Below are 12,942 nucleotides of genomic sequence, written 5' to 3'. Positions count from 1 at the left end.
TGTCAGAGGCTGGGGGGACGTCCTTCGTAGGGGGTGGACAGGACGACCATGGTGCGGGTGGAGACGTTGGCGGCGGCGCGGATCTCCTGCAGGAGCGCTTCGAGGGCGGCGGGGTCGGAGACGCGGACCTTGAGCAGGTAGCTCTCCTCCCCCGCGACGCTGTAGCAGGCCTCGACGGCGGGCAGGTGGGTGAGCCGGTCGGGGGCGTCGTCGGGCTGGCTGGGGTCGATCTCCTTGATGGAGACGAACGCGGTGAGGGCCAGGCCGACCTGGGAGGGGTCGACGAGGGCGACGTAGGACGTGATGACCCCGCGCTGTTCGAGACGGCGGACCCGCTGGTGGACGGCCGACACCGACAGGCCGGTGGCACGTCCGAGGTCGGTGAAGCTCATCCGGCCGTCGCGGCACAGCAGCTGCACGATCTGACGGTCTAGATCCTCCAACACGTTCCGGAGGTTATGCACAGATCGGCGGATGGTGCCGGCGCGGCCTGGTCCCGTGGGGACATCGGGTGACTTCGCCAGATGGTTGCGGCTACGCGCGGTGGGGTGTATGTGGCGAAGTGTGGTGGTGGGGGGTGGGATGGCGTGGCGGGTGTCTCCGGCGGGGTGGGGGTCCGGTGCGGGGGCGTGGGGTGGTGGTGTGAAGGTCTGGTGTGGATGGGTGCGGGTCGCGTTGGGCTGTCGATTGTGCATGCCAGTCTGACAAGATGACCATCGTGGATGACCAGGTGGGTGGGGCGCGTGGCGTGGCGGGTGGGGATCGGCTGTTGCTCGCGGACACCCCGTCGTTGTACTTCCGTGCCTTCCATGGGGTGCCGCGGTCGGTGCGGGCGCCGGACGGGATGGCGGTGAACGCGGTGCGGGGGCTGCTGGACGTGCTGGCCCGGCAGATCGGTGAGGTGCGGCCGCGGCGCCTGGTGTGCTGTTTCGACGCGGACTGGCGGCCGGCGTTCCGGGTGGCGTTGATGCCGTCGTACAAGGCGCACCGGGTGGCGGGGCCGCCGGCAGGTGCCGGGAACGCGGCCGGTGCGGCTGGGGAGGCGCGGGTGTCCTCCTCGCCGGGGGTCGAGGTGGCGGAGGAGGTGCCGGACGAGCTGGAGGCGCAGCTGCCGGTGATCGATGCGGTGCTGGACGCGTTCGGGATCGCGCGGGTGCAGGCGGCGGGGTTCGAGGCCGACGACGTGATCGCCACGCTCGCGACCCGGCACAGCGTGGGCGGGCCGGATGCGCCGGGTGCGCCGGGTGGGCCGGTGGACATCCTGACCGGGGACCGGGATCTGTTCCAGCTGGTGGATGACGGGGCCGGGGTGGCGGTGCGGTACGCGGTGGAGAAGTTCGTGCGGGTGGACGAGGCGTCGATCACCGCCCGCTACGGGGTTCCGGGCCGGGCGTACGCGGATTTCGCGGTGCTGCGGGGGGATCCCAGCGACGGGCTGCCGGGGGTGGCGGGGATCGGGGCGAAGACGGCGGCGGCGTTGCTGGGCAGGTTCGGGTCGTTGGAGGGGATCCTCGCGGCGGTCGACGCGGGGGTGGTGGAGGGGTTCCCGGCGCGGGCGCGGGGCCGGCTGGAGGCGTCCCGGGAGTATCTGGCGGCGGCGGTCGGGGTGGTGGCGGTGGTGCGGGATGTGCCGCTGGGCCCGGTGGCCGATGTGCTGCCGGCGGGAGCGGTGGATGCGGGGGCGGTGGAGGAGCTGGCGCGGCGCTACGGGCTGGACGGTCCGGTGGGCCGGCTGGCCGCGGCCCTGGCCGCGGTGGCGGTGCAGGGAGCGGTGCAGGGGGCCGGGTCGGGTGGTGCGGGCGGCGGGTGAGGATGCCCTGGTCCGGGGTGGGTGTGACCGGGCGGGGGTGGTACGGAGGGTCACCGTGGCCGGCGCGCCGGGCGGGTCGGTGTGGGCCGGCGGCGCGRCCGAACCGGCCGTGACGGTAGGTTGCCCCTCATCTGGCAGCGTGCGTGTACACGCAGGTGACCGACGGGTTCGTTCGCGGACGGGCCGGGGTCGCCTACTGTTGCGCACCGGGCGTCCGACGGGGGCGCCGGTGGGGCTGCGGTGAGGTGGAGGTGACCGGGTGGGGCTGCGTGAGCGGCTCGCGGGCAGGCGCGTGTTCGTGACCGGGGTGACCGGGTTCGTCGGGGAGGCGCTGCTGGAGCGGCTGCTGTCGGACTTCCCGGATACCCGGGTGGTGGCGTTGGTGCGGCCGCGGGGCAGCCATTCGGGGGCGGCTCGCCTGGAACGGATGATGCGCAAGCCGGCGTTTCGCGCGCTGCGGGAGCGGCTGGGCCGGGAGGGCCTGGTGGCGCTGCTCGCGGAGCGGGTGACGGTCATCGAGGGTGATCTGGCGGACATGGGTGGTCTGCCCGCCGACCTGGATGTGGTGATCCACTGCGCGGGAGAGGTGTCGTTCGACCCGTCGATCGACGAGGGGTTCGCGACGAACGTGGGTGGGGTGCAGGAGCTGTTGCGGGCGGTGCACGCGACGGGGGCCCGTCCGCATGTGGTGCACGTGTCGACGGCGTATGTGGCCGGGTTGCGGTCGGGGCATGTGGCCGAGGGCCGGCTGGTGCACGACGTGGACTGGCGGGTCGAGCAGGCGTGGGCGGAGCGGGCGCGGGTGGCGGCGGAGGATGCGTCGCGGTCGCCGGAGACGCTGTCCGGGTTGCGGGTGCAGGCGGCGGGTGAGCATCTGCGGGCCGGGGCGCAGACGGTGGCGGCGCAGGCGGAGGCGGCGCGGCGGGCGTGGGTGGCCCGCCGGCTGGTGTCGGCGGGTGCGGAGCGGGCGCAGGTGCTGGGGTGGACGGATGCGTACACGTTCACGAAGGCGATGGCGGAGCGGTATCTGGAGGAGTCGCACGGCGACCTGCCGTTGACGATCGTGCGTCCGTCGATCATCGAGAGCGCGCTGGCGAAGCCGTTCCCGGGGTGGATCGAGGGGTTCAAGATGGCCGAGCCGCTGATCTTGGCGTACGGCCGCGGTGAGCTGCCGGACTTCCCGGCGTCGCCGGACGCGGTGGTGGACATCATCCCGGTGGATCTGGTCGTGAACGCGCTGCTGGCGGCGGCGGGGTCCCCACCGCCGCCGGTGGACGTACCGGCGTACTACACGGTGTGTTCGGGGTTCCGGAACCCGTTGCTGTTCCGTGATCTGTACGACTATGTGCGGGGGTACTTCCTGGCGCATCCGCTGCCGCAGCGGGGCCGGGGGTCGGCGGCGGTGCCGGARTGGCCGTTCGCCGGGTCGGTGGCGGTGGAGGCGCAGCTGCGCCGCGGGGAGAAGGCGGTGGAGTGGGCGAACCGGGCGTTGTCGCATGCGCCGCGGTCGGAGCGGGTGCGCCGGTGGGCGGTGGACCTGGAGCGTTCCGAGGGTCGGGTGGCGTTCCTGCGCCGCTATTCGGACGTGTATCGGGCGTACACGAGTGCGGAGCTGGTCTACGTCGATGACGCGACGGCGGCGCTGCATGCGGCGATGGATCCGTCCGACCAGGCGGATTTCGGGTTCGACCCGTCGTGTTTCGACTGGCGGCACTATCTGCAGGAGGTGCACTGCCCGGCGGTGACGGCGGTGCTGCGCCGGCCGCGGGACGCGGCGGGGCCGCGGCGGCTGGCGCGTAACCTTCCGGCCGGGGAGGGGGTGCTGGCGGTGTTCGACCTGGACGGGACGTTGGTGTCCTCGACGGTGGTCGAGTCGTATCTGTGGCTGCGGCTGGCGGATGCGTCGGCGGCGGGTCGGGCGCGGGAGGTGGTGTCGCTGGCGCGGGCGCTGCCGGGGTATCTGCGAGCGGAGCGGCGGGACCGGGGGCATCTGATCCGGTCGGTGTACGGCCGGTACGCGGGGGTGGATCCGGCGGAGCTGGCGGCGGTGGTGGCGCAGGCCGGGGCGGATGTGGTGCTGCGGCGGGTGAAACCGGCGGCGGTGCGCCGGGTGCGGGAGCACCGGGCGGCGGGGCATCGCACGGTGYTGCTGACGGGGGCGGTGTCGGCGTTGACGGCGCCGCTGGCCCCGCTGTTCGACGAGATCGTCGCGACCGAGCTGGAGGTCGGGGCGGACGGTCGGTACACCGGCCGGTTGGAGTCCTCGCCGCTGGTCGGGGATTCCCGGGCGGCGTTTGTGGATCATTACGCGCGGGGGCGGGGGGCGGATCTCGCCGCGTCGTGGGCGTATGCGGACAGCCTGTCGGATCTGCCGATGTTGCGGGCGGTCGGTAATCCGGTGGCGGTGAACCCGGATGTGGCGCTGCACCGGTTCGCCCGGTCGGCGGGCTGGCCGATCGAGGAGTGGCCGTCGACGCCGGGTGAGCCGCGGCTGCTGGTGGGCAGCCGGGTGGAACGCGGGTTGTTCGCGGCGGCGGCGGTGGCGCAGGGCCGGGGTCGTGCCGCGGGTGGGGGCGGGCCGGGGCTGCCGGTGCCGCCGGGTCGTGCGGGGGGTCAGGATCGTTCGGTGGGTCAGGGGGATGCGGTGCGAGCGGGTGAGGTGCGGTGACGCGCGGTCTGGAGGTGTACCGGTCGTTGCCGCGGTATGCGGCGGCGCGGGTGGTGTCGGGCCGGTTGCCGTGGCTGGCGGGGGCGGCGGCGACGACCGCGGCGCCGCTGCGGCTGGTGGACCGGGGGGATCCGGCGCTGCCGGGGCCGGGGTGGGTGACGGTGCGGCCCCGGCTGGCGGGGATCTGCGGGTCGGATCTGGCGACGGTGACGGGGCAGAGCTCGTTCTACTTCTCTCCGCTGGTGTCGATGCCGTTCACACCCGGCCACGAGATCGTCGGTGATCTTCAGGAGTCGGTGACTCTGGGGGATGGCCGGCGGTTGGAGGCGGGGTCACGGGTGGTGATCGATCCGGTGCTGGGCTGTGCGGCGCGGGGCCTGGAGCTGTGCGGGGCGTGTGCGGGGGGGCGTACGTCGCGCTGTGACCGGGTGACGGTGGGGCATCTGTCGCCGGGGTTGCAGACGGGGTACTGCGCGGACACCGGCGGGGGGTGGAGCCGGGCGTTGGTGGCGCATCACAGCCAGGTGCATCCGGTGCCCGACGGGCTTGCCGACGAGCGTGCGGTGCTGGTCGAGCCGTTGGCGACGGCGGTGCACACCGCGGGTCGGGCGGGGGTGGTGGCCGGGGACCGGGTGCTGATCGTCGGGTCGGGGGCGGTGGGGCTGCTGACGCTGCTGGCGGTGCGGGCGTTCACGAAGGCCGAGCATGTGACGATGGTGGCCAAGCATCGCCGGCAGGTGGAGCTCGCCGTGCGGTTCGGCGCCGACGAGGTGCTGGCGCCGGATGACACGATCGGTGGGGTGCGGCGGGCGAGCCGGGCGGTGCGGCTGACCCCGCAGCTCGGGGGTGATTTCCTGCTCGGCGGGGTGGATGTGGCGATGGACTGCGTGGGCAGTGCGTCGTCGTTGTCGACGGCGCTGCGGGTGACCCGGGCGGGGGGCCGGGTGGTGCTGTCGGGGGTRCCGTCGGGGTCGGTGGATCTGACGCCGCTGTGGTTCCGGGAACTGGAACTGGTCGGGACGTACGCGTCGTCGGGGGGCCGGCGCCGCGGCACCGGCACCGGCGACGACACCGGAGCCGGTGGGCCGGGCCCGTCGGGGGATCCGGGTGAGCCGGGGGACGGGTCGGATTTCGGTCGGGCGTTGGCTCTGGCCGCGACCGCCCCGCTGGACGGGGTGGTGTCGGCGGTGTATCCGCTGGCACGGTGGCGGGAGGCGTTGGATCATGCGCTGTCGGCGGGTCGGCTCGGCGCGGTGAAGATCGTGTTCGATCCGGCGGCGTCGGCGTGAGGCGCGTCGGTGCGTGGAGCGCCGCCGGTGGCGTGCCGGGATGGCGGGCCGGGGGCTGGGGTGCCGCGGGAGGCGGCACGGTCGGGGTATACGGGACTGTCTGCCCAGGTGGTGGCGGCTGCTGCCGCCGAGGGCGCGGCGGGCGCGGGGGCGCCGGGTCGGGCCGGGGCGACTCACAGACGAGGGGAACGTGTAGGTGAGACCGGGGTTCGTGCTCGAGGTCGACGAGCGCACTCCTCCGCTGCTGGTGCACCAGGGTGAGGGGCTGACGCTGGAGCGGTTCCCGCTGGGCACCCGGGTGGTGTATCCGCCGGAGTCGCTTCCGGGGGTGGGCGATGTGGACGCGGCGATCGCGGACGCGTTGGAGCATCCGTACAACTGTGAGCCGCTGCGGGTGCTGCTGCGGCCGGGGATGCGGCTGACGATCGCGTTCGACGATCTGTCGATTCCGCTGCCGCGGATGCGCCGGCCGGATGTGCGGCAGCGGATCATCGAGCAGGTGCTGACGCTGGCGGCGGAGRCCGGGGTCGACGACGTGCAGCTGATCGCGGCGAACGCGCTGCACCGGCGGATGACGGCGGCGGAGATCGAGCACATTGTCGGGGAGCGGGTGTTCCGGTCGTTCTGGCCGGACAACCTGTACAACCACGACGCCGAGGACCGGGACAACCTCCTGCATGTGGGGGTGACCGACCACGGTGAGGATGTGGAGATCAACCGGCGGGCCGCGGAAAGCGACCTGCTGGTGTATGTGAACGTGAACCTGGTCGCGATGGACGGCGGGCACAAGTCGGTGCCGATCGGGTTGGCGTCGTACAACAGCCTGCGCCACCACCACAACAGTCACACGATGCTGCGGTCGCGGTCGTTCATGGACCACACCCGGTCGGAGATGCATTCCTCGGCGTGGCGGATGGGTCGGCTCCTCGCCGACCATCTGAAGATCTTCCATGTGGAGACGACGCTGAACAACGACTGTTTCCCGGACCGGTACAGCTTCCTGACCCGCCGTGAGTGGGAGTGGTCGGTGCGGGACCAGGCGATGGCGTACGGGATGAGCCGGGGCCTGTCGGTGATGCCGACCCGGCCGCGTCGCAAGCTGTTCCACGACCTGCTGGCCGACTATCAGGTGACGGGGGTGTTCGCCGGGGAGACGGAGGCCACCCACGACCAGACGATCGCCAGCGTGCATCGCCAGCAGCTGGTCGAGGTCCAGGGCCAGTCCGACGTGCTGGTGGTGGGCGTGCCCTACGTCGGCCCGTACAACGTGAACTCGGTGATGAACCCGATCCTCGCGACCTGCGTGGGGCTGGGGTATTTCTTCAACATGTACCGGGGGAAGCCGCTGGTGCGTCACCAGGGGGCGATGATCCTCTACCACCCGGTGACGCCGGAGTTCTCCCAGCTGCACCATCCGTCGTATGTGGACTTCTTCTCCGAGGTGCTGGCGGAGTCGACGGACCCGGCGACGATCGAGGCGAAGTTCGAGAAGCAGTACGCGACCGATCCGTGGTACACGCATCTGTACCGGACGTCGCACGCCTATCACGGTGTCCACCCGTTCTACATGTGGTACTGGGCCGCGCACGGCATGGACCACCTGGGTGATGTGGTGTGGGTGGGCGGTGACCGGGCGGCGTGCGCGCGGATGGGTTTCCGGGCGGCGTCGACGTTCGCGGACGCGTTGGAGATGGTGTCGGGCACGGTGGGCCGCGACCCGTCGATCACCTACCTGCATTCCCCGCCGCACGCGCTGGCGGACGTGCGATGAGCGCGGCGGGCCGGTTCGGAGGTCCGCCGCGTCCCGGGGTGGGGGCGCGGGAGCTGGCGCGCGGGTTCCGCTGGGGTGGGCGGCGGCTGGTCCCGGCGTCGGCGCAGGAGTACCGCCGGGCGGTGCCGGCGCGGGAGTTCCCGACGGCGTGGGCGCGCAGCGGCCCGGCGCGGGCGGCGCGCACCGTGTTCCTGGAGTCGGCGATGGGTCCGCTGCTGCATGCGGCGTTGACGCCGACGGTGACCGGGGCGGAGGTGTTCGACGCGGTCGAGGGCGGCCCGGTGCTGGTGGTGTCGAACCATTCCAGCCATCTGGACGCGCCGATGCTGCTGTGTGCGCTGCCGCGGCGGGTGCGGGAACGTACCGCGGTGACGGCGGCGGCGGACTACTTCTTCGAAAGCACCTGGCGGGGTCTGTCCTCGGCGCTGGCGTTCGGGACGGTRCCGATCGAGCGCCGCGGCGGGGCGCCGTCGTCGACGCCGGTGGATCTGCTGCGTGACGGCTGGAACCTGGTGGTGTTTCCCGAAGGCACCCGGTCGGCGGACGGGGCGCGGGGCCGGTTCCGGCTCGGTGCGGCGTATCTGGCGGTGACGGCGGGGGTACCGGTCGTCCCGGCGGCGGTGCGGGGGGCGTACGCGGCGATGCCGCGGGGCCGGGCGTGGCCGGCGGCGGGCCGTCCGCGGGTGTCGGTGCGGTTCGGCCAGCCGATGCGTCCGGGTGACGGGGAGGATGTGCGGGCGTTCACCGCCCGGTTGTCGGCGGAGGTGGACCGGCTCGGGGTGGAGGACGCGACGAGCTGGTGGGCGTCGCTGCGCCCCGGCGCGGCGGCCGACGGTACAGCTGCCGACGGTGCGGTGCCCTCCCCCCGGGTGGGTGCGGCCGGCGGGCGTGGGGCGGTGCCGGTGGCGCGGTGGCGGCGGGTGTGGGAGGCCACCGAGCCTCCGGCGCCGGCGCGGTCACGGTCGCCGTGGGAGCACTGACCCGGCCCTCCCCGACAGTGTGACACTCCTCACACGTAGATCGTTTTGTGGATAACCCTGTTCACGGAAGGGTGGGTGGCGGGGGACGACCTGGGGATGACCTGTGGGTCGCGGCCGACCCCGGCGGGGGCAGGAAGTCAAGGCGTCACTTCGCCGGGTGTCACAGGTATCACTGTGTGCATGGCTTTGCTGCACCGGTTCCCGCGCCCCGACGGCCGTCCCACCGAGCGGCCCGCCCCGTCCACCCGCGCCCCGTCCACCCTGCCGCCGAGTGTGGCGCGGGTCGCGGCCCGCACCCGGCTGTCCGCCGAGCTGCTCGCCGCGATGCTGGAGATCGAGGGCCGCACCCGCGCGACGCTGGACGACATGGAACGCGCCGACAGGCTCGCCGCACGGCTGCTGGCCCGCCGCCGTGACCGTCTCACCGCGGCGGAGCCGCCGCGGCAGCTGTCCGCCTGAGCCCGCCCGTCCGGCGGCCGTGGGTGGTCAGGCGGTGGTCAGGCGGTGGTGTCGGCGCCGTCCGGGTGGGTGGTCAGGGGGAGCAGGCCCAGCCCGGCGATGGACACGATCTCGTTGACGCGGCGGCTGAGCAGCCGGGACGGGTGCACGTCGAGGATGTCGACGATCTCGCCGAGCATCCGTGAGGCTTCCGGTGGGTCGTCGGGGGCGAGCGCCCCGGCCAGCGACGCCAGCGCCCAGCCGCGTTCCACCGTCCCCGAGCTGGTCATGTCGACCGCGATGCGGCCGAGGTCCGCCGCTCCGTCGCCGCCCATGCGGCTGACGACGTCGGCGACGACGCACGCTTCGCGAACCTCGTCGAACGCCGGCCAGCCGGGGTGGCGCAGCCCCTGGACGTTGGGGCGTTGGGTCAGCCGGTCCAGGGCGATCAGCGCGGTGTCGGTGTCACCGAGGGTCGCGGCGGCGCCGGCTTCGAGCGCGGCCGCCCAGCCGTGCAGGTAGGGATGCCCGGCGGCGTCGGCGCGGCGCGCCGCACCCGCCGCCGCGTCGTAGCGGCCGGTGACGAACGCGACGAGCGAGTCGAGGGTCGCGGCGGTGCCGGTGAGCAGCGGGTCGTCGAGCTGGGCGGCGAACTGGTCGGTGAGGGTGGCGAACCGGCGCGCGGACGGGTCGTCGCCGGCTTCGACGGCGAGCACCCCCAGGTAGAACGACAGGAACCCGGCGACGCCGGTGAGTTCGCGGTGTACGGCCGGGGACAGCCGGCGGCCCAGCGCGGCCTGCGCGCGGCGCCAGTCGGCGATCACCGGCCGGACCAGCAGGGTGTGCGGCAGGGTGAGCAGGGTGGTGGCGTAGCGGTGCAGCCGGTCGTCGAACTCGGCCATGGTCAGCGGGTCCGGGTCGGCGTAGGCGATCTCGCGGGACAGCATGGCGGCGGCGCGGGACGCCGCCGCCATCCCCAGCCGGTCGGGACGGGCGGAGTCGGGTAGCTCCACGTGGCTCATCCCCCTCCTTCCCGCCCCGGGCCCGCCTGGTGTGGGCGGTGGGGCCGTGATGCGTTCCCGGCGTGGGCCGGGGACACGGTCCGTGGCGCGACCCCGGGCCGAGGTGGCCTGGGGTCGGAGGTGAACCGGACTGTGCGCTGCGGTGCGTCACCCACTCCGTCGGATCAGTGACTCTCGCACGCTACCGTGTTCGCCGTCACGGCGGGAAATGGAGGTGTGATGTCGTGGTGGCCTGGCACCATCGCGCCGCAGCTGCCAGGCCGGATTCCCCCCGCACGCCGATTGTTGTCCACGTCCTGGTGCGGAGTACAGGTTTCAGCGGGATTGTGGTGTGTTACGGGCAGCTGATTGCCCGCCCTCCCCCCGTCTGAGGGCATCGCCTGCGGCGGGGGTGGCCGGCCTCGGGGCCCGACCCGGTCCCGGCCGGGTCAGGGTGAGGAACCGTGGCCCGCCCCGGTGGTGCGCCCCACATGGTGTGCGTACCTGTTCACGAGGAGTTGCTGTGCCGCCGATTCAGAGCAGCCCGGGGGAACCCGCGGGACTTCCGCGTTATGCGGGCCTGGGGACGTTCGCCAAACTGCCCCGGCTCGACGAGGTCAGCCAGACAGACGTCGCGATTCTGGGAGTTCCCTTCGACTCGGGTGTGAGCTATCGGCCGGGCGCCCGGTTCGGGCCGAATCACATTCGGGAGAGTTCACGGCTGCTCCGGCCGTACAACCCGGAGCTGGCCGTCGCGCCGTTTCAGCGGCTGCAGGTCGCCGACGCCGGAGACGTCGCGGCGGGGCCGTACGACCTGCCCGCCGCGCTCGCCGTGGTCGAGAGGCAGGCGCGGGACCTGCTCGACGGCGGCGCCCGGCTGCTCACCATCGGTGGCGACCACACGATCTCGCTGCCCCTGCTGCGGGCGGTCGCGGCGGTGCACGGACCTGTCGCCGTCGCTCACTTCGACGCCCACCTGGACACCTGGGAGGGCTCCTACGGCACCGTGTTCAACCACGCGACGCCGTTCCGCCGCGCGGTCGAAGAAGGTCTGATCGACATGGAGGCGAGCATCCATGTGGGGGTGCGCGGTCCTCTTCCCGCCGACACGGATCTCGAGGACGAYAGGCGRCTCGGTTTCACCGTCATCACGGCCACGGACCTCGAGATGGAGGGTGTCCGGACCGCCGGTGAGCGTCTCCGGGCGCGGATCGGGGACCGTCCGGTGTACGTGTCCGTCGACATCGACGTCCTCGACCCGGCGTTTGCGCCGGGTACCGGCACCCCCGAGGCGGGTGGTCTGACCAGCCGCGAGCTGCTGGTCCTGCTCCGCGAGTTCCGCTCGATGAACGTCGTGTCCGGTGACATCGTCGAGGTGGCGCCCGCCTACGACCACGCTCAGATCACCGGGATCGCCGCAGCGCACACCGGTTATGAGATCTTGTCGACGATGGCGGTCTCCCCGTACGGGGCGGAGCGCCTGCCCGGGGCGGCTGTGCCGGTGCCGGCTCCCGTCGCGACGCCCTAGGCGTCCGCCAGGTCCACGGTCGGATAACTATACCGAACTTCGGTATTTGTATACCGGAGTTAGTGTGATGGGTATGGTACGCACCGCGCTGACCCCGGCTGAACGTGCCCGCGGCTGCCGTCTTGGTGCTCTGCTGCGGGAGGCCCGTGGGGCCCGCGCCGTCGCCGAGATCGCCCTGGCCGCCGGCCTGTCCGTCGAAACCCTCCGCAAGATCGAGAGTGGACGGATTCCCACCCCGACGTTCTTCACCGTCGCCGCGCTCGCGCGGGCCCTCGACCTGTCCCTGGACACACTGGCGCACACCTGCGACGCCCCGTCGTACGACACGTCCACCGCCCGCCCGGCGGCCGCGGCCGGTCTGCCCACCGTCACCGCCGGCGCTGGCGCCGGCGGCTGACACCAGTCCGCACCCGGCGGACGTGTCCGGGCCGGCGGATGGTCAGTCGCCTCCGCGGGCGAGGCCCCCCGCCGAGGCGACGCCGACCACCCGGCCCCCGTCGTCGTGAGCATGCTGCCCGTGCCCGTGGGAGTGGTCGTGCCCGTGGGGGCTGGTGGGGTCGTCGGGATGGTCGTGCGGGGTCTGCACCTGCCCGACCCGGTGCGCATGCCCGGGCAGCGCGATCCGGTACAGGCAGGTGTCACAGTTCATCCGGATGTCCCCGCCGAGGGCCTCCCGGTAGCGTTCCAGCACCAGGTCGACGAGCGCCGGCCCGTCCCCGAGCAGCCCCGCGCACGCCACCGCCACCTGCGGATGCGCCGCCGCCCACTCCTGTGCCTGCGCCACGGTGCGCCGCGGCAGCACCCCGGTGAACAGGAAGTACGGGGCGACCACGACCCGGGTCCCGCCCAGGCGGCGGATCCGCTCCAGCCCGGCGGGCACCGACGGCTCGGCCAGGCTGATGAACGCCACCTCCACCCCGGCGAACCCGCGGCCCTCCCACAGCAGCCGGGCGACCTTGACCACCTCGGCGTTGGYGTCCGGGTCGGTCGACCCGCGCCCGACCAGCAGCACCGTCGTCGCCGACCGCTGTCCGGGCGGGCACACCGCGTCGATGCGCTCCTCCAGCAGGGCCAGCAGCGACGGATGCGGGCCGAGGGGACGCCCATAGGCGTAGGTCAGCTGCGGATGACGGTCCCGCTCCCGGGCCATCGACCCGGGAATGTCCCCCTTGGCATGGCCGGCGGAGACCAGCGTGAGCGGGACGACACCGAGCCGGTGATGCCCGGCGTCGACCAGGCGGGTCACCGCGTCGGCGACCGGCGGCGCGGACAGCTCGATGAACCCGCCGTCGACCGCCAGCCCGCCGGCCCGCTCCCGCACCCGGATGACGAACCGGCGGAACTGCTCGGCGCCGTCCCGGTCCCGGGTGCCATGCCCGACGATCAGCAGCGCCGGTGCGGGCGCGGGACGGCTGGCGGCGGTGGGGATGGGGGTGGGGGTGTGCTCGACGGTCACC

General features: G+C 73.3%; 11 protein-coding genes. 8 read left to right on the top strand and 3 right to left on the bottom strand.

Annotation, left to right across the window (positions count from 1 at the left end):
* Nucleotides 1-2: 2 nt before the first annotated feature.
* Entirely contained in the window at nucleotides 3-446 is a 444-nt protein-coding gene (locus CC117_RS07200) for an Lrp/AsnC family transcriptional regulator (RefSeq protein WP_026311539.1), read from the bottom strand.
* 263 nt (nucleotides 447-709) lie between these two features.
* On the opposite strand from CC117_RS07200, the gene CC117_RS07195 reads away from it, so the two are divergent.
* From CC117_RS07195 to CC117_RS07170, 6 genes are all read left to right on the top strand, one after another.
* Complete coding sequence (locus tag CC117_RS07195) at nucleotides 710-1,810, top strand: 5'-3' exonuclease (protein ID WP_071082964.1); 1,101 nt, start codon at nucleotides 710-712, stop codon at nucleotides 1,808-1,810.
* 259 nt (nucleotides 1,811-2,069) lie between these two features.
* Entirely contained in the window at nucleotides 2,070-4,478 is a 2,409-nt protein-coding gene (locus tag CC117_RS07190) for an HAD-IB family hydrolase (RefSeq protein WP_071082963.1), read from the top strand.
* A complete protein-coding gene (locus CC117_RS07185) occupies nucleotides 4,475-5,767 on the top strand; it encodes a zinc-dependent alcohol dehydrogenase (RefSeq protein ID WP_071082962.1) in 1,293 nt (430 codons plus the stop codon). Before CC117_RS07190 ends, CC117_RS07185 begins: the two co-directional genes overlap by 4 nt.
* 211 nt (nucleotides 5,768-5,978) lie before the next feature.
* On the top strand, nucleotides 5,979-7,538 hold the full coding sequence (locus CC117_RS07180; protein WP_071082961.1) for a lactate racemase domain-containing protein: 1,560 nt from the start codon (nucleotides 5,979-5,981) through the stop codon (nucleotides 7,536-7,538).
* A complete protein-coding gene (locus tag CC117_RS07175) occupies nucleotides 7,535-8,518 on the top strand; it encodes a lysophospholipid acyltransferase family protein (RefSeq protein WP_071082960.1) in 984 nt (327 codons plus the stop codon). Before CC117_RS07180 ends, CC117_RS07175 begins: the two co-directional genes overlap by 4 nt.
* 180 nt (nucleotides 8,519-8,698) lie before the next feature.
* Nucleotides 8,699-8,977, top strand: a complete 279-nt coding sequence (locus CC117_RS07170; RefSeq protein WP_071082959.1) for a hypothetical protein — start codon at nucleotides 8,699-8,701, stop codon at nucleotides 8,975-8,977.
* 38 nt (nucleotides 8,978-9,015) lie between these two features.
* Here the strand turns inward: CC117_RS07170 and CC117_RS07165 are convergent, their stop codons facing one another.
* On the bottom strand, nucleotides 9,016-9,978 hold the full coding sequence (locus tag CC117_RS07165; RefSeq protein ID WP_071082958.1) for a hypothetical protein: 963 nt from the start codon (nucleotides 9,976-9,978) through the stop codon (nucleotides 9,016-9,018).
* 502 nt (nucleotides 9,979-10,480) lie between these two features.
* On the opposite strand from CC117_RS07165, the gene speB reads away from it, so the two are divergent.
* Together speB and CC117_RS07155 are read left to right on the top strand one after the other, a co-directional pair.
* Complete coding sequence (speB, locus tag CC117_RS07160) at nucleotides 10,481-11,485, top strand: agmatinase (RefSeq protein WP_071082957.1); 1,005 nt, start codon at nucleotides 10,481-10,483, stop codon at nucleotides 11,483-11,485.
* A 73-nt stretch (nucleotides 11,486-11,558) separates the two neighbouring features.
* The gene (locus tag CC117_RS07155) at nucleotides 11,559-11,882 is read left to right on the top strand and encodes a helix-turn-helix domain-containing protein (protein ID WP_241829924.1); all 324 of its coding nucleotides are present in this window, start codon (nucleotides 11,559-11,561) and stop codon (nucleotides 11,880-11,882) included.
* A 42-nt stretch (nucleotides 11,883-11,924) separates the two neighbouring features.
* On the opposite strand, the gene CC117_RS07150 is transcribed toward CC117_RS07155, so the two are convergent.
* The gene (locus tag CC117_RS07150) at nucleotides 11,925-12,941 is read right to left on the bottom strand and encodes a sirohydrochlorin chelatase (protein WP_071082955.1); all 1,017 of its coding nucleotides are present in this window, start codon (nucleotides 12,939-12,941) and stop codon (nucleotides 11,925-11,927) included.
* Between the last annotated feature and the right edge of the window lies 1 nt (nucleotide 12,942).

This window comes from Parafrankia colletiae (assembly GCF_001854655.1).
Taxonomy (GTDB): Bacteria; Actinomycetota; Actinomycetes; order Frankiales; family Frankiaceae; genus Parafrankia; species Parafrankia colletiae.
Note: the sequence above shows the minus strand (reverse complement) of the source record. Positions and strands in the feature narration are given on the sequence as shown.